This is a genomic window from Pseudomonas sp. MAG733B (assembly GCF_036884845.1).
Classification (GTDB): domain Bacteria; phylum Pseudomonadota; class Gammaproteobacteria; order Pseudomonadales; family Pseudomonadaceae; genus Aquipseudomonas.
In genome coordinates, this window is sequence record NZ_CP145732.1 from 1,490,781 (window position 1) to 1,507,393 (window position 16,613).

Annotated in this window: 14 protein-coding genes; 7 read left to right on the forward strand and 7 right to left on the reverse strand. The window is 59.9% G+C overall.

What is annotated here, in order from left to right:
• Positions 1–4 precede the first annotated feature (4 nt).
• Positions 5–2,110 carry a TonB-dependent siderophore receptor gene (locus tag V6Z53_RS06720; protein WP_338584742.1) on the reverse strand — a complete coding sequence of 702 codons (2,106 nt, stop codon included), beginning with the start codon at positions 2,108–2,110 and terminating at the stop codon, positions 5–7.
• An 87-nt stretch (positions 2,111–2,197) separates the two neighbouring features.
• The gene (gene algW / locus V6Z53_RS06725; protein ID WP_338584743.1) at positions 2,198–3,358 is read right to left on the reverse strand and encodes a Do family serine endopeptidase AlgW; all 1,161 of its coding nucleotides are present in this window, start codon (positions 3,356–3,358) and stop codon (positions 2,198–2,200) included.
• 103 nt (positions 3,359–3,461) lie between these two features.
• Between algW and V6Z53_RS06730 the strand changes: the two genes are divergently transcribed.
• From V6Z53_RS06730 to cysN, 3 genes are all read left to right on the forward strand, one after another.
• The gene (locus V6Z53_RS06730; protein ID WP_338584744.1) at positions 3,462–4,220 is read left to right on the forward strand and encodes a Nif3-like dinuclear metal center hexameric protein; all 759 of its coding nucleotides are present in this window, start codon (positions 3,462–3,464) and stop codon (positions 4,218–4,220) included.
• Between the two features lie 224 nt (positions 4,221–4,444).
• The gene (cysD, locus tag V6Z53_RS06735) at positions 4,445–5,362 is read left to right on the forward strand and encodes a sulfate adenylyltransferase subunit CysD (protein WP_338584745.1); all 918 of its coding nucleotides are present in this window, start codon (positions 4,445–4,447) and stop codon (positions 5,360–5,362) included.
• A gap of 9 nt (positions 5,363–5,371) precedes the next feature.
• Positions 5,372–7,270 carry a sulfate adenylyltransferase subunit CysN gene (gene cysN / locus V6Z53_RS06740; RefSeq protein ID WP_338584747.1) on the forward strand — a complete coding sequence of 633 codons (1,899 nt, stop codon included), beginning with the start codon at positions 5,372–5,374 and terminating at the stop codon, positions 7,268–7,270.
• Between the two features lie 169 nt (positions 7,271–7,439).
• On the opposite strand, the gene V6Z53_RS06745 is transcribed toward cysN, so the two are convergent.
• Genes V6Z53_RS06745 through V6Z53_RS06755 form a run of 3 tightly spaced genes read right to left on the reverse strand, consistent with a single transcriptional unit; the run spans position 7,440 to position 10,831 of the window.
• The gene (locus tag V6Z53_RS06745) at positions 7,440–8,345 is read right to left on the reverse strand and encodes an acyltransferase (protein ID WP_338584748.1); all 906 of its coding nucleotides are present in this window, start codon (positions 8,343–8,345) and stop codon (positions 7,440–7,442) included.
• On the reverse strand, positions 8,346–10,445 hold the full coding sequence (gene pta, locus V6Z53_RS06750) for a phosphate acetyltransferase (protein WP_338584750.1): 2,100 nt from the start codon (positions 10,443–10,445) through the stop codon (positions 8,346–8,348). It abuts the gene before it with no gap.
• Between the two features lie 59 nt (positions 10,446–10,504).
• Positions 10,505–10,831, reverse strand: coding sequence for a DUF3565 domain-containing protein (locus tag V6Z53_RS06755; protein ID WP_338584751.1), 327 nt, complete (start codon positions 10,829–10,831; stop codon positions 10,505–10,507).
• On the opposite strand from V6Z53_RS06755, the gene V6Z53_RS06760 reads away from it, so the two are divergent.
• The 3 genes from V6Z53_RS06760 to V6Z53_RS06770 all read left to right on the forward strand — a co-directional run bounded on the left by V6Z53_RS06760 (position 10,800) and on the right by V6Z53_RS06770 (position 13,190).
• Positions 10,800–11,285 carry a peptidylprolyl isomerase gene (locus V6Z53_RS06760; protein ID WP_128606625.1) on the forward strand — a complete coding sequence of 162 codons (486 nt, stop codon included), beginning with the start codon at positions 10,800–10,802 and terminating at the stop codon, positions 11,283–11,285. The genes V6Z53_RS06755 and V6Z53_RS06760 overlap by 32 nt on opposite strands.
• Positions 11,286–11,409: 124 nt before the next feature.
• Positions 11,410–11,892 carry a glutathione peroxidase gene (locus tag V6Z53_RS06765; protein WP_338584753.1) on the forward strand — a complete coding sequence of 161 codons (483 nt, stop codon included), beginning with the start codon at positions 11,410–11,412 and terminating at the stop codon, positions 11,890–11,892.
• Between the two features lie 194 nt (positions 11,893–12,086).
• Positions 12,087–13,190, forward strand: coding sequence for an NADH:flavin oxidoreductase (locus V6Z53_RS06770; protein ID WP_338584754.1), 1,104 nt, complete (start codon positions 12,087–12,089; stop codon positions 13,188–13,190).
• 112 nt (positions 13,191–13,302) lie between these two features.
• Here the strand turns inward: V6Z53_RS06770 and V6Z53_RS06775 are convergent, their stop codons facing one another.
• Together V6Z53_RS06775 and cysZ are read right to left on the reverse strand one after the other, a co-directional pair.
• Complete coding sequence (locus tag V6Z53_RS06775) at positions 13,303–14,502, reverse strand: glycosyltransferase family 1 protein (RefSeq protein WP_338584755.1); 1,200 nt, start codon at positions 14,500–14,502, stop codon at positions 13,303–13,305.
• A gap of 40 nt (positions 14,503–14,542) precedes the next feature.
• A complete protein-coding gene (cysZ, locus tag V6Z53_RS06780) occupies positions 14,543–15,295 on the reverse strand; it encodes a sulfate transporter CysZ (RefSeq protein ID WP_338584756.1) in 753 nt (250 codons plus the stop codon).
• Between the two features lie 315 nt (positions 15,296–15,610).
• Here cysZ and trxB point away from each other — a divergent pair, with 315 nt between their 5' ends.
• The gene (gene trxB / locus V6Z53_RS06785; protein WP_175389524.1) at positions 15,611–16,567 is read left to right on the forward strand and encodes a thioredoxin-disulfide reductase; all 957 of its coding nucleotides are present in this window, start codon (positions 15,611–15,613) and stop codon (positions 16,565–16,567) included.
• Positions 16,568–16,613: the final 46 nt, after the last annotated feature.

A 16,613-nucleotide genomic window follows, 5' to 3' on the forward strand; every position in this document is an offset into this window, starting at 1 on the left:
CCTTTTACAGATTGAGTGTCAGGCTGACGGTGAAATTTCGCGGCTCGCCGGGGTTGACCCAGTAATTGCTGTAGGAGCGCTCGAAGTATTTCTCGTCGAAAAGGTTGTTCAGGTTCAGGCCCACCGTGACGTTGTCGCTGGCCTTGTAATGGGCCAGCAGATCGACGGTGTGGTACGCGGGCAGTTCGAAATCACTGCCGGCTTCGCCCGAGCGATCACCGACGTAAGTGAACGCGGCACCCACGTCTGAGCCGCGCAGTTGACCGTCCTGAAATTCGTACACGCCCAGCAGACTGCCGCTGCGTTTGGCCACGCCGAGAATGCGGCTGCCGGTGGGAATGACCTTGTCGCCTTGTGTCACCTCGGCGTCGATATAGGCGAAGGCACCGATCACCCGTACCGCATCGGTCACTTGCCCGGCGACTTGCAGATCGAAACCCTGGCTGCGCGCCTTGCCCATGGCGCGGCTGGTGTCGGTACCTGGATCGAGGGCGAGGACGTTTTCCTTTTCGATATGGAAGGCGGCGAGGGTGCTGCTCAAGCGCTCGTCGAACAGCTCGCTCTTGATCCCGACTTCGTAGCCGACGCCTTCTTCCGGGTCGAATGATTTGCCGGTGGCATCCAGGCCATTGTTCGGTTTGAACGAGTTGGAGACGTTGGCGAACAGGCCGACTTCAGGCATCAGTTGATAGAGCAAACCGGCGCGTTGAGTCAGTGCGTCGTGACGCTGGCGGCTCGTGGCGTCACGGGTGTGATCGTCGATGCGTTGCTCGAAATGTTCGAAGCGCGCGCCGAGCATGCCTCGCAGTTTCTCGGTGAAGATGATCTGGTCTTGCAGGTTCAGCGCGTGGCTTTCGACGTGTTCGAAGAAGTCCGTGCCGGAGCGTGCGCCGTTGGGTTTCGGCTGGCCATAAACGGGTTGGTAAATGTCGATGGCGTAAGGGCTGCCGGCAATGGTCGTGACCCGTTCGTCCTTGCGGTAGTTCTCGTATTCACTGCCGATCAGCAGTTCGTGCTGCAAGGTGCCGGTGTCGAAAAAACCGCGCAGTTCGAGTTGGGTAATGCTGTCGTGCCAGTTGTTGTCGCGCTCGCGGTAGCGGCGGTTGACGGTGTGGCCATCGGCATTCAGCGGGCGCGACTCCGAGGCGAAACCCCAAAGTTTGCCTTCCTTGTAGTGGCTGGCCAGACGCAGTTGCCAACGGTCGTTGAGCTGATGTTCGAGGGCGGCTTGCAGCAGGTTGTTGTGGTTGTCGATGTTGCCGTCGTTGGGTTCGCCGAGAAAGGTCGAACGGGAAACACCGCTCCAGGTGTTGTTCGGCGCGACGATGCCGCGATCGAAGGTCGAGCGGTGGCGAACGAACTCGCTTTCCACCAGCAGGCGTGTGTCGGGATTGAGTTGCCAACTGAAAGTGGGCGCGACGAACACCCGCTGGCTGTCGACGTGATCGCGAAAGCTGTGGTTGTCCTCGACGGCCAGGTTGACCCGCGACAGTACGTTGCCGTGGTCATCCAGCGGTGTGTTGACGTCCAGTGCAGTGCGGTAGCGATCCCAATTGCCGGCGCTGGTTTGCAGGGTGGCGAAGGCTTCGGGCTGAGGTTTTTTGGTGACGATATTGACGGTGCCACCCGGATCACCTCGGCCATAGAGGCTGGCGGCGGGACCTTTGAGCACTTCGATGCGCTCAATGTTCGCCACGTCCGGCGTGCTCGGATAGCCACGGTTGGCGCTGAATCCATCCTTGTAGAACTCCGACGTGGTGAAGCCGCGCACGCTGTACTCGTACAGCGTCAGGCCGCCGAAGTTGTTCTGCTTCGACACGCCGCCGGCAAACTCCAGCGCACGTTCGACGCTGGTGCTGCCCAGGTCGTTGAGCACGCTGACGGGAATTACGCTGATCGATTGCGGGATGTCGCGAATCGCGGTGTCGGTTTTGGTCGCGCTGGCGGAGCGGGTGGCGCGATAGCCATCGACCGGGCCGGTGGGGGATTCGTAGTCGGACGTGACGCTGATTGCGTCCAGTTCCAGGGCTCGGGAATCTTCGGCGAAGACCGGATCCCCCAGCAGCCCGAGGGCAAGACTTGCCACGGAGGCCTTTATTCGAGACGACATGTTATGTTGTTCCAATTGCGAGAATTGAAACAATATAACATGTCTAATGAGAATGTCTGCTAATGGCTCGAGATTCTCGAGCCGGGCTTAGTTTTCTTCTTTTTCCTTGATCGGCGCGGGCGGCGGACGCAGGCCGATTTCTGCTGTCAGCTTGAGCTCCTTGCTGTTGCGCATGACCTGGATAGTGACTTTGTCGGTCGGTTTGATCCGCGCCACCTGGTTCATCGAGCGGCGCCCGTCGCCGGCCGGTTCGCCGTCGATGGCAAGGATCACGTCGCCCAATTGCAGGCCAGCCTTCTGCGCCGGACCGTCGCGGAAAATCCCCGCGACGACGATGCCCGGACGTCCCGACAGGCCAAAGGATTCCGCCAGTTCCTGGGTCAACGGTTGCACTTCAATGCCGAGCCAGCCGCGAATCACCTGGCCGTGTTCGATGATCGATTTCATCACTTCCATCGCCAGTTTGACCGGAATGGCGAAGCCGATGCCTTGGGAGCCACCGGACTTGGAGAAGATCGCCGTGTTGATGCCGGTCAGGTTGCCGTTGGCATCTACCAGAGCACCGCCGGAGTTGCCGGGGTTGATCGCGGCGTCGGTCTGGATGAAGTCTTCGTAATTGTTCAGACCCAGCTGATTACGCCCGGTGGCGCTGATGATGCCCATGGTCACGGTCTGGCCGACGCCGAACGGGTTACCGATGGCCAGCGCGACGTCACCGATGCGGATGTTGTCGGAGCGACCGACGGTGATCGACGGCAGGTTCTTCAGGTCGATCTTCAGCACCGCGAGGTCGGTTTCCGGGTCGCTGCCGATGACTCGCGCCAGGGTTTCACGACCGTCCTTGAGCGCCACCACAATCTGATCGGCGCCGCTGGTCACGTGGTTGTTGGTCAGGATGTAGCCTTCCGGGCTCATGATTACGCCGGAACCGAGGCTCGATTCCATGCGTTTCTGTTTGGGCGAGTTGTCGCCGAAGAAGCGCCGGAACTGCGGATCTTCAAACAGCGGATGGCTGGGTTTGTTGATGACTTTGGTGGTGTACAGGTTCACCACCGACGGCGCGGCGGTGGTCACCGCGTCGGAATAGGACACCGGACCTTGCTGCATGCTGGTGGTTTGCGGGGCTTGCTGCAGATTGACGTCGAGGCTTGGAAGCCCGACCCACTGCGGGTAACGCTGGATGATTAACAGAGCGACAAGCACGCCGGCCAACAGCGGCCAGCCGGAAAAACGCAGCGCCTTGAGCATTAAGCACGTCCTGAGAGAGTTGCAGGCGGAATGAGACCGCTCATAATGACGCGCATTATACGAGGCCGCGCGTGCCTCTGAACGGGATATTTAGGAGTCTTTTATGGCCGTCGCCCTGAGCACCCTGGTCGAAGAAGCCGACCGTTACCTCAGCAGTTCGAAAATTGCCGATTACTGCCCCAATGGCCTGCAAGTCGAAGGTCGGCCGCAGGTGATGCGCATCGTCAGCGGCGTCACCGCAAGCCAGGCCTTGCTCGATGCCGCCGTGGAAGCCAATGCCGATCTGGTGCTGGTGCATCACGGTTATTTCTGGAAGGGCGAAAACCCGTGCATCACCGGCATGAAGCAGCGTCGCTTGAAGACCTTGCTCAAGCACGACATCAGTCTGCTGGGCTATCACTTGCCGCTGGATCTGCACCCGGAAGTCGGCAACAACGTGCAACTGGCGCGGCAACTCGACATCACCGTCGAAGGCCCGCTCGATCCGGACAACCTGAAGATCGTAGGTCTGGTCGGCTCCTTGAGCGAACCGGTGACGCCCCGGGATTTCGCCCGCCGCGTGCAGGAAGTCATGGGCCGCGAGCCCTTGCTGATTGAAGGCAGTCAAATGATCCGCCGCGTCGGCTGGTGCACCGGTGGTGGCCAGGGCTACATCGATCAGGCAGTGCTGGCGGGTGTCGATTTGTACCTCAGTGGTGAAGCATCGGAGCAAACTTTCCACAGCGCTCGGGAAAATGACATCAGCTTCATTGCTGCCGGTCACCACGCGACCGAGCGTTATGGCGTTCAGGCGCTCGGTGACTATCTCGCACGGCGTTTTGCCCTTGAACACATCTTCATCGATTGCCCGAATCCGATCTGACATCAATCCGATCTGTAGGAGCACGGCTTGCCGGCGATGGCGTCCTTGAGATCGCCATCGCGAGCAAGCTCAGCTCCTACGGGGGCTGATTGCCCAAACGCACAGGCATATTCATATGCTCTTTCGATCTAGTTGGTGTCCTGATTAGAAGAGGTCGCTGTGCTAGGATTCCCCGCTCGAACACGGCCCGCTGGCCGTTCATAAGAAAGATTTCGTGAGTAGCCATGGTCGACAAACTGACGCATCTGAAACAGCTGGAGGCGGAAAGCATCCACATCATCCGCGAGGTGGCAGCCGAGTTCGACAACCCGGTGATGCTGTACTCGATCGGTAAAGACTCCGCCGTGATGCTGCACTTGGCTCGCAAGGCATTCTTCCCTGGCAAGCTGCCGTTTCCCGTGATGCACGTCGACACGCGCTGGAAATTTCAGGAGATGTACAGCTTCCGCGACAAGATGGTCGCCGAGCTGGGCCTCGACCTGATCACCCACGTCAACCCCGACGGCGTGGCGCAGAACATCAACCCGTTCACCCACGGCAGCGCCAAGCACACCGACATCATGAAGACCGAAGGCCTGAAACAGGCTCTCGATAAATATGGTTTCGATGCAGCCTTCGGTGGTGCCCGCCGCGATGAAGAGAAATCCCGTGCCAAAGAGCGCGTGTACTCGTTCCGCGACAGCAAGCACCGCTGGGACCCGAAAAACCAGCGTCCAGAGTTGTGGAACGTCTACAACGGCAAGGTCAACAAGGGCGAGTCGATCCGCGTATTCCCTTTGTCGAACTGGACCGAACTGGACATCTGGCAGTACATCTATCTTGAAGGCATCCCGATCGTTCCGTTGTACTTCGCTGCCGAGCGTGAAGTCATCGAGAAGAACGGCACGCTGATCATGATCGACGACGAGCGCATCCTCGAGCACCTGAGCGATGAAGACAAAGCCCGCATCGTCAAAAAGAAAGTGCGTTTCCGTACCCTTGGCTGCTACCCGTTGACGGGCGCGGTGGAGTCCGAGGCCGAAAGCCTCACGGACATCATTCAGGAAATGCTCCTGACGCGAACTTCCGAGCGCCAGGGCCGTGTCATCGACCACGATGGCGCAGGCTCGATGGAAGATAAAAAACGTCAAGGTTATTTCTAAGGGGCTGTCATGTCGCATCAATCTGATTTGATCAGCGAGGACATCCTCGCCTACCTGGGCCAGCACGAACGTAAAGAACTGCTGCGCTTTTTGACCTGCGGTAATGTCGACGACGGCAAGAGCACCCTGATCGGGCGCCTGCTGCACGACTCCAAGATGATCTACGAAGATCACCTGGAAGCGATTACCCGCGACTCGAAAAAAGTCGGCACCACCGGCGAAGACATCGACCTGGCATTGCTGGTCGACGGCCTGCAGGCCGAGCGTGAGCAAGGCATCACCATCGATGTCGCGTACCGCTACTTCTCCACCGCCAAGCGCAAATTCATCATCGCCGACACCCCCGGCCATGAGCAGTACACCCGCAATATGGCCACCGGTGCGTCCACCTGTGACCTGGCGATCATCCTGGTCGACGCCCGTTACGGCGTGCAGACCCAGACCCGCCGCCACAGCTTCATCGCCTCGTTGCTGGGCATCAAGCACATCGTCGTCGCCATCAACAAGATGGACCTCAAGGACTTCGACCAGGGCGTGTTCGAGTCGATCAAGGCCGACTACCTGAAGTTCGCCGAAGGCTTGAAGCTGAAGCCAACCAGCATGCACTTCGTGCCGATGTCGGCGCTGAAGGGCGACAACGTGGTGAACAAGTCCGAGCGCTCGCCGTGGTACACCGGCCAGTCGCTGATGGAAATCCTCGAGACCGTGGAAGTGGCGGGCGATCGCAACTTCACCGACCTGCGTTTCCCGGTGCAGTACGTCAACCGTCCTAACCTGAACTTCCGCGGTTTCGCCGGCACCCTCGCCAGCGGCATCGTCAAGAAAGGCGACGAAGTCGTTGTGTTGCCTTCGGGCAAGAGCAGCCGCGTGAAATCCATCGTCACCTTCGAAGGTGAGCTGGAACACGCCGGTCCTGGTCAGGCGGTAACGCTGACTATGGAAGACGAAATCGACATCTCCCGTGGCGACCTGTTGGTGCATGCCGACAACGTGCCACCGGTGACCGACAGCTTCGAAGCGATGCTGGTGTGGATGGCTGAAGAGCCGATGCTGCCGGGCAAGAAATACGACATCAAGCGCGCCACCAGTTACGTGCCGGGTTCCATCGCCAGCATCGTCAACAAGGTCGACGTCAACACCCTTAAAGAAGGCCCGGCCAGCGCGTTGCAGTTGAACGAAATCGGCAAGGTCAAGATCGCGCTCGATGCGCCGATTGCCCTCGACGGTTACGACAGCAACCGCACCACCGGCGCGTTCATCATCATCGACCGCCTGACCAACGGCACCGTTGGCGCCGGCATGATCGTCGCCCAGCCGTTGGCGCATGGCACCAGCACCCACCATGGCAAACTGGCCCACGTTGCCACCGAAGAACGCGCCCAGCGCTTCGGCCAGCAGCCGGCCACCGTGTTGTTCAGCGGCTTGTCGGGCGCTGGCAAAAGTACTCTGGCCTACGCCGTTGAACGCAAGCTGTTCGACCTGGGCCGTGCAGTGTTCGTACTCGATGGCCAGAACCTTCGTCACGACCTCAACAAAGGTCTGCCGCAGGATCGCGCCGGGCGTACCGAGAACTGGCGTCGTGCGGCTCACGTTGCGCGTCAGTTCAACGAAGCCGGTCTGCTGACCCTCGCTGCTTTCGTTGCGCCGAGCGCCGAAGGTCGTGAACAGGCACGAGAGCTGATCGGCAAAGAACGTCTGCTGACGGTCTACGTCCAGGCTTCGCCGACTGTGTGCGCCGAGCGTGACCCGCAAGGCCTGTACGCGGCAGCCGGGGACAACATCCCGGGCGAGTCCTTCCCGTACGACGTGCCGCTGGATGCCGATCTGGTTGTCGACACCCAGTCCGTGACGCTGGAAGAAGGCGTCAAGCAAGTGCTGGATCTGCTTCGCAAGCGTGGCGCGATCTAAGCGTTAGCCGATAATAAAAAACCCGCCGATGAGTGATCATCCGGCGGGTTTTTTTTGAGTGCGGCTCGGTCAAATGTGGGAGCGGGCTTGCTCGCGAAAGCGGTGGATCAGTCAGCATCTATGTTGAATGTCAGTCCGTATTCGCGAGCAAGCCCGCTCCCACATTGGTTCAGCGGCGGTCTGGATACTCGCGATGCATCTGCCCCAGCAACGCATCCTTGTCCTGCCACAACTGGTTGATCCAGCCCTGAAACTGCAGTCGGTACTCGCCGTCCTGGTCGTAGTTCTTGCCAATGAACTGCGGCGGAATCTTCAGCTCTTCAAAGTGCACCACCACGTCCGCAATATTCCCGCACAGCAAGTCCCAGAATCCTGGACGCCCGGCAGGGTAGTGGATGGTCACGTTGACCAGGGACTCAAGCTGCTCGCCCATTGCATCGAGCACGAAAGCAATGCCGCCCGCCTTGGGCTTGAGCAGATACTTGAACGGTGATTGCTGTTGCTTGTGCTTGCCCTCGGTGAAGCGCGTGCCTTCGACAAAGTTGAAAATGCCCACTGGGTTGTTGCGAAACTTTGCGCAGGTCTTGCGGGTGGTTTCCAGGTCCTTGCCTTTCTTCTCCGGATGCTTCTCCAGATACGCCTTCGAATAGCGCTTCATGAACGGAAAGCCCAGCGCCCACCACGCCAGTCCAATCACCGGCACCCAGATCAGCTCCTGTTTGAGAAAGAACTTCAGCGGCTGGATGCGCCGGTTGAGCACGTATTGCAGCACCAGAATGTCGACCCAACTCTGGTGGTTGCTGGTGATCAGGTACGAGTGCTGGTAGTCGAGCCCTTGCAGGCCGCTGATGTGCCAGCGGGTGCGGCGCACCAGGTTCATCCAGCCCTTGTTGATACTGATCCAGGCTTCGTGGGTATGGCTCATCAACCAGCCCGCAATGCGCTGGGTAAAGGCGAACGGCAACACCTTGACGAGCGCCACGCAGAACAGAAACGAGCAGAGCAAAATCGTGTTCAGGGCCAACAACAGTGAGGCAATCACGCCTCGCAGTGGTGCGGGTAGAAAATCCAGCATTTAAACATCCATAGGTCGGTTGGCTGCCTGGATCGCGGTCAGCGCGATGGTGTAGACGATGTCGTCGACTTGCGCGCCGCGCGGCAAATCGTTCACCGGTTTGCGCAGGCCTTGCAGCATCGGCCCGAGGCTGACGCAGTCGGCGCTGCGCTGCACGGCTTTGTGGGTGGTGTTGCCAGTGTTGAGGTCGGGGAACACGAACACCGTGGCGCGACCGGCCACCTGGCTGTTCGGTGCCATTTGCCGGGCCACGGCTTCGTTGGCGGCGGCGTCGTACTGCAACGGGCCGTCGATCAACAGCGAGTGCTGTTGTTCGTGGGCCAGCAGCGTCGCTTCGCGGACCTTCTCGACTTCTTCGCCACTGGCCGACTCACCGCTGGAGTAGCTGATCATCGCCACTCGCGGGGTGATGCCGAACGCCGCTGCCGAATCCGCACTTTGCAGTGCAATCTCGGCCAGCTCGCTGGCGCTTGGGTGCGGGTTCATCACGCAGTCGCCATAGACCAGCACTTCTTCTGGAAACAGCATGAAGAACACCGACGACACCAGTGTGCAACCCGGTGCGGTTTTAATCAGTTGAAGGGCCGGGCGAATGGTGTTGGCGGTGGAGTGAATCACGCCCGACACCAGTCCATCGACTTCATCCAGCGCCAGCATCATGGTGCCGATCACCACGGTGTCTTCCAGTTGCTGCTCGGCCATCGGCGCGTTGAGACTTTTGCTTTTGCGCAGCGAAACCATCGGCTCGACGTAGCGTTCGCGGATCAGGTCCGGATCCAGAATTTCCAGCCCCGGTGGCAACTCGATCCCTTGGGCGCGGGCAACGGCCTGCACGTCTTCGGGTTTGGCCAACAACACACAACGGGCAATGCCTCGGGCTTGGCAGATTGCGGCCGCTTGAACGGTCAGTGGCTCGCTGCCTTCGGGCAGGACGATGCGTTTGTTGGCGTTCTGCGCGCGCTGGATCAGTTGATAGCGGAACACCGCTGGCGACAGGCGCATTTCGCGTGGCGTGCCGCAACGCTGGTGCAGCCACTTGGCATCGAGATGACTGGCAACGAAATCAGTGATGATCTCGGCGCGTTCGCGGTCGTCGATCGGGATTTCCTTGTTCAGCCCGTTCAACTGGTTGGCGGTGTCGTAAGAACCGGTACTCACCGACAACACCGGCAAGCCTGCCTGCAACGCGCCCCGGCACAAATCCATGATGCGCGGGTCGGGCAGGGTGTCGCTGGTCAGTAACAGGCCGGCCAGCGGTACGCCGTTCATGGCCGCGAGGCTGACGGCGAGGATGATGTCGTCGCGATCGCCGGGGGTCACCACCAGCACGCCGGGCTTGAGCAGCTCCACGGTGTTGCGCATGGTGCGCGCGCAGATGATGATTTTGGTCATGCGCCGGGTTTCATAATCGCCTGCGTTGAGCACTTGTGCGCCCATCAGATCAGCAACGTCACGGGTGCGCGGCGCGTTCAGTTCCGGTTGGAACGGAATGCAACCCAACAAGCGGAAATCGCCGCTGCGCAACAGCGGTGAATGCTCCTTCAGGCGCGAGGCGAAGGCTTCCATGCTTTCGTCGGTCTTGACCTTGTTGAGGATCACACCGAGGACTTTCGGGTCTTTCGGGCCGCCAAACAATTGGGCCTGCAACTCCACGCGACCGGAGAGTTCGGTCAGCACTTCGTTTTCCGGCGCCGACACCAGAATCACCTCGGCGTCGAGACTCTTGGCCAGGTGCAGATTGACCCGCGCGGCGTAACTGGCGCTGCGCGTCGGCACCATGCCTTCGACGATCAACACATCCTTGCCGATGGCGGCCTGCTGATAAAGCGTAATGATTTCTTCGAGCAACTCATCCAGCTGACCGTCGCCAAGCATGCGCTCGACATGTGCCAGTCCCAGCGGCTGCGGCGGTTTCAGGCCGTGGGTGCGGGCCACCAGTTCGGTGGAGCGCTCAGGCCCGGTGTCACCCGGATGCGGTTGGGCGATCGGTTTGAAAAAGCCGACCTTGAGGCCGGCGCGCTCAAGCGTACGCACCAGCCCGAGGCTGATGGAGGTCAGACCCACGCCAAAATCGGTGGGTGCGATAAAAAAAGTTTGCATGCGGATTCTCTAAAGGAGCAGGCAAAGGTGAACGCCTATAGCTGGCGATCTACCGAAATTCAGTCGCCAAGGTTATCGCTAACCGAGCCTTGTGCGCACCAACCGCAAGCAAAGGGCTGGCCTATTTTTTCAAGACGTTGCGCAGGGTCCATGACCCAGGCCCGCGATTGCCACGGTGGCTGGTGTCGCAGGTGTTGAGTGTGGCCGCAGGAAAGTTCGGCCACCCAGTGGCCGTCCTCGTCCTGATGGAAGCCTGTGATCGTCGCAACCCGTTTGTCCGGGTTGTGTTCGCTTTCGGACGATTGCTTCGCTAAACTTGGCCTTTCTATATTCTTATGCAAAAGGTCTCGCCCCATGCTGATCGCCGCCAATAAGGCTGTCTCCATCGACTATACCCTGACCAACGACGCTGGTGAGGTCATCGACAGCTCCGCCGGCGGCGCGCCGCTGGTCTACCTGCAAGGCGCAGGTAACATCATCCCGGGTCTGGAAAAGGCTCTGGAAGGCAAAGCAGTCGGCGACGAGCTGACCGTAGCCGTTGAACCTGAAGACGCTTACGGCGAATACGCTGCCGAACTGGTCAGCACCCTGAGCCGCAGCATGTTCGAAGGCGTCGACGAACTGGAAGTGGGCATGCAGTTCCACGCTTCCGCTCCGGACGGCCAGATGCAGATCGTGACCATCCGCGATCTGGACGGCGACGACGTCACCGTCGACGGCAACCACCCGTTGGCTGGTCAGCGCCTGAACTTCCAGGTCAAGATCATCAGCATCCGTGATGCCAGCCAGGAAGAAATCGCTCATGGTCACGTCCATGGCGAAGGTGGCCATCACCACTGATTTTCTGCGCTAAGCTTTCGAGAACTGGAGAGGCGCCCCGAGGGCGCCTTTTTAGTCTGCGGCTGTCCCAAGCGACACCGCCAAGTGGCTGTTTCGAGAAGAACACGGGAATCTGGAGTACGTCATGAGTGCTTTTCACGACCTTAATTTGACAGCCCTGGATGGTCAGGCGCTACCTTTGGCGCCTTTCAAGGGGCACGTCGTGCTGGTGGTCAACGTTGCCTCCAAATGTGGCCTGACCCCACAGTACGCGGCATTGGAAAACCTCTACCAGCAATACAAGGGCAAGGGTTTCAGCGTGCTTGGCCTGCCGTGCAACCAGTTTGCCGGGCAGGAACCGGGTTCCGAGCAAGAGATCCAGGAGTTTTGCAGCCTCAACTATGGCGTGACTTTTCCGTTGTCCAGCAAGCTGGAAGTCAACGGTCATGAGCGTCATCAGCTGTACAAGCTGCTGGCCGGCGAGGGCGCCGAATTCCCCGGCGACATTACCTGGAACTTCGAGAAGTTCCTGCTGGGTAAGGACGGGCGTGTGCTGGCGCGGTTTTCCCCGCGTACACCACCGGATGATCCGGCCGTGGTTCAGGCGATTGAAAAAGCCCTGAGCTGATACAGCAACTTCAAAAGATCGCAGCCTTCGGCAGCTCCTACAGGTGTACACATTCTTCTGTAGGAGCTGCCGAAGGCTGCGATCTTTTACTTTGTGTCTTTTGACTCTTAATCAACAAAATCAATAATGCTGTTCAAGGCGTCGGACTCTCCATATTATCGCCGTCATAAAGTCATTCTTCCGTGGAGCGTCCCATGCCCGTAAAAGCCCTGTTCAAACCGTTCCACCTCGGCACCCTCGAACTGCCGACCCGTGTCGTCATGGCGCCGATGACCCGCTCGTTCTCACCCGGTGGCGTACCGAATTCCAAAGTGATCGAGTACTACCGTCGTCGCGCGGCGGCTGGCGTCGGCCTGATCATCACCGAAGGCACCACCGTCGGCCACAAGGCTTCCAACGGCTACCCGAATGTTCCGCATTTCTATGGTGACGCGGCATTGGCCGGCTGGAAGAAAGTCGTTGATGCAGTGCACGCCGAAGGCGGCAAGATCGTTCCGCAGCTGTGGCATGTGGGCAGCGTGCGCCGCATCGGCACCGAGCCAGACGCCAGTGTGCCGGGTTACGGTCCGTCGGAAAAAATCAAAGACGGTCAGGTCGTAGTCCACGGCATGACCCAGCAAGACATTCAGGACGTGATCGCTGCGTTCGCCCAAGCCGCCAAGGATGCCCAGAGCATCGGCATGGACGGCGTGGAAATCCACGGTGCCCACGGCTATCTGATCGACCAGTTCTTCTGGGAAGGCAGCAACCAGCGTACCGATGAATACGGCGGCAGCCTGGCCAATCGCTCGCGTTTCGCCATCGAGCTGATTCAGGCAGTGCGTGCAGCGGTCGGTGAAGGTTTCCCGATCATTTTCCGTTTCTCGCAGTGGAAGCAGCAGGATTACACCGCGCGTCTGGTGCAGACGCCGGAAGCCTTGGGTGAATTTCTCAAGCCGTTGTCTGACGCCGGCGTGGATATTTTCCACTGCTCGACGCGCCGTTTCTGGGAGCCGGAGTTCGACGGTTCCGAACTGAACCTGGCTGGCTGGACCCGCAAGCTCACCGGCAAGCCGACCATCACCGTAGGCAGCGTCGGCCTGGATGGCGAGTTCCTGCAGTTCATGGTCAACACCGACAAGGTCGCGCAACCGGCCAGCCTGGAAAAACTGCTGGAGCGTTTGAACAACGATGAGTTCGACCTGGTGGCGGTCGGTCGTGCGCTGTTGGTGGATCCGGACTGGGCGCAGAAAGTGCGTGACGGTCGTGAGGAAGACATCCTGCCGTTCAGCCGTGAGGCGTTGATGACGCTGGTTTAAGCCTGATCAATCCCCATCGCCAGCAGGCTGGCTCCCACAGGTTCTGTGTACACCGCAGATCCCATGTGGGAGCCAGCCTGCTGGCGATGAGGGACTCCAAGTCAGCAAAACATCAGGGCACCGTCGGCGCATTCGGCACCACCTGCTCCCCAACACAAGCACCCCGCAACTGCCCTTCAAATTGTTCAATGATCGCCGCCCAACCCTGCCGACTGGCATGCTGGCGCGCATTGAGCCGCACGCAGCGCAAGGTTTCGCGCTCTTCCAGCAACCACACCGCCGCATCGCAGAACGCCTCTTCGTCCCCCGGCATCGCCAACACGCCGTTGTAGCCATGGCGGATATGCTGCGCCGCTGCAGCCTGATCGTAAGCCACTACGCCCAACCCTGAAGCCAGCGCCTCCAGCACCACATTGCCGAAGGTTTCAGTCAGGCTGGGAAACAGAAACACATCCCCCGATGCATAGTGACTGGCCAGGGCTTCGCCGCGTTGGGCGCCGCAGAAGATCGCTTCGGGCATTTCGCTTTCCATCAGCAGGCGTTGCGGGCCATCGCCCACCACGATCAGCTTCAGGTTGCGCTGTGGATAAGTCGCCTTGAGGGTGTTGAAGCAGCGCTTGAGCAAACCCAGGTTTTTCTCCTGCGCCAAACGTCCTACATGGATGACGGCAATGTCGTTCTCGCCCAGTCCCCATTGCTCGCGCAGCGCATTCAAGCGTTTGGCCGGGTGAAACAACTGGCTGTCGACGCCACGAGACAGCAAAGCCAGGCGCTCGAAATGCCGGCGCTCCAGTTCCATGCGCTGGCTGACACTCGGCACCAGCGTGAGGTTCGAACGATTGTGGAACCAGCGCAGGTAGTGGGTCAGCAGGCGCGTCAGCAAACCGAGGCCGTACTGGCTGGAATACTGCTGGAAATTGGTGTGAAAGCCGCTGACCACCGAAATGCCCAAACGCCGCGCCGCGCGCAATGCCGACAAGCCCAGTGGTCCCTCGGTGGCGATGTACAGCACATCCGGGCGCTGACGTTTCCATCGTCGCAGCAATTTGTGCATCGACGACTGTCCCCACTGCAAACCGGGATATCCCGGCAGCGGCCAGCCTCGGCACAGCAGCAATGCATCGTCGCTGCCTGCTGATTGATCGCAGCCCTGGCGCGGTCGCACCAATTCCACCTGATGCCCGCGCGCGCGCAAACCGTCGCACAAGCGACCAAGGGTATTGGCCACGCCGTTGATTTCGGGAGGAAAGGTTTCGGTGATCAGGGTGATATGCAGAGCTGTCGTCATGACCTCAGTGTCGGCTGAGGCCATGTCGACGTTGTGACGGGCAGATGATGGATTTGTTACTGGCTCAGCGCTGGACCACCAGGTTTTCGGCACCGCGCTCGCGGACCCAGAACAACGTCGCCCCCGCCACGGCCGCCGGCATCATCAGGATGTTGACCACCGGGATCAGCAACACCAGATACACGCTGCCGCCAAAACCCATGCTCTGCCAGCGCTTCTGCCGCAGCCAGGCGAGCATTTCGTTCCAGCCGAGTTTGTGGTTATCCGCCGGGTAGTCGATGTACTGGATCGCCATCATCCATACCCCGAACAGCAGCCACAGTGGCGCGGCGATGATGTTCACCACCGGGATGAACGACAGGATGAACAAGCCGATTGCCCGGGGCAGGAAGTAACCGAGCTTGCGCATTTCCCGGGCCAGGGTGCGCGGGATCATCGCGACCAGTTCGCCCCAGCTGAAGGCTGGGAAGTCGTCGGTGCCGCGCACCACCACTTCGACTTTCTCCGCGAGAAAACCGTTGAACGGCGCAGCGATGATGTTGGCGAGCATGGTGAAGGTGAAGAACACCATGAATATCACCAGCACCACGAACAGCGGCCAGAGAATGTAACTGAGAAAACTCAGCCACTCGGGCAGGGACGGCATCAGCGTATCGACCCACAGGCTGAACTGGTGGCCGGCCAGATAGATCAATCCGACGAACAGCACCAGGTTGATCGCCAGCGGCAACAATACGAACAAACGCAGGCTTGGGCTGAGGACCAGTTTGAGGCCTTCGCGCAGGTATTGCGGGCCAGACAGAACGGGGGCGGGCATAACGTGCTCCGAGCAGAGGGTAAACGCGCCGACCTTACCGGCTTTGCCTGACCGGCGAAAGCGCGGCAGCGGTATCGACATTCACTGTAACAAAGGCGTCCTGAAAATCACGCTGACGGGATAGAGACCACCTATGAGCTGGATTGTTAAACCGTATTTCCTTAATCTTCGCCCCCTCGATACGCTGCACCCAATCTTTTTACAGGACGGTCGTGTTCAAGCCTTCCCCAAGTGCTTTCAACCGTTCTTTTTTATTCCCGCCGGTGATCCGGCGTTCCGCGCCAGGTGTTCCGGGCCGGTCAACAGGAGCAGGTCATGTCTGAAGTCCGTCATTCGCGAGTGATTATTCTCGGTTCCGGCCCTGCCGGTTACAGCGCTGCGGTATACGCCGCCCGTGCCAACCTCAAGCCACTGCTGATCACCGGCATGCAGGCCGGTGGTCAACTGACCACCACCACCGAAGTCGACAACTGGCCGGGCGACGTCCACGGCCTGACCGGCCCGGCGCTGATGGAGCGGATGCGCGAGCACGCCGAGCGTTTTGAAACCGAGATCGTTTTCGATCACATCAATGCCGTGGACTTCGCTTCCAAGCCGTACACCCTGATCGGCGACAGCGCGACCTACACCTGCGACGCCCTGATCATCGCCACCGGTGCCAGCGCTCGTTACCTGGGCCTGCCATCGGAAGAAGCGTTCATGGGCAAAGGCGTGTCGGCCTGCGCAACGTGCGACGGTTTCTTCTATCGCAACAAGCCTGTGGCTGTGGTCGGCGGCGGCAACACCGCGGTTGAAGAAGCCCTGTACCTGGCCAACATCGCCAGCACCGTAACCCTGATCCACCGTCGCGAAACCTTCCGCGCCGAGAAGATCCTGATCGACAAGCTCAACGCTCGCGTGGCCGAAGGCAAGATCATCCTGAAGCTGAACGCGACCCTGGACGAAGTCCTGGGCGACAACATGGGCGTGACCGGTGCCCGCCTGAAGAACAACGACGGCAGCTTCGACGAAGTGAAAGTCGACGGCGTGTTCATCGCCATCGGCCACACCCCGAACACTTCGCTGTTCGAAGGCCAGTTGACCCTGAAAGACGGCTACCTGGTTGTGCACGGCGGCCGTGACGGCAACGCCACCGCCACCAACCTCGAAGGCATCTTCGCTGCCGGTGACGTGGCTGACCACGTGTACCGTCAAGCCATCACCTCGGCCGGCGCCGGTTGCATGGCGGCACTGGATGCCGAGCGTTACCTCGACAATCTGCAGAACGCTTGATTCTGTTTTCGTCGAAATGAAAAACCGGCTTCGGCCGGTTTTTTGT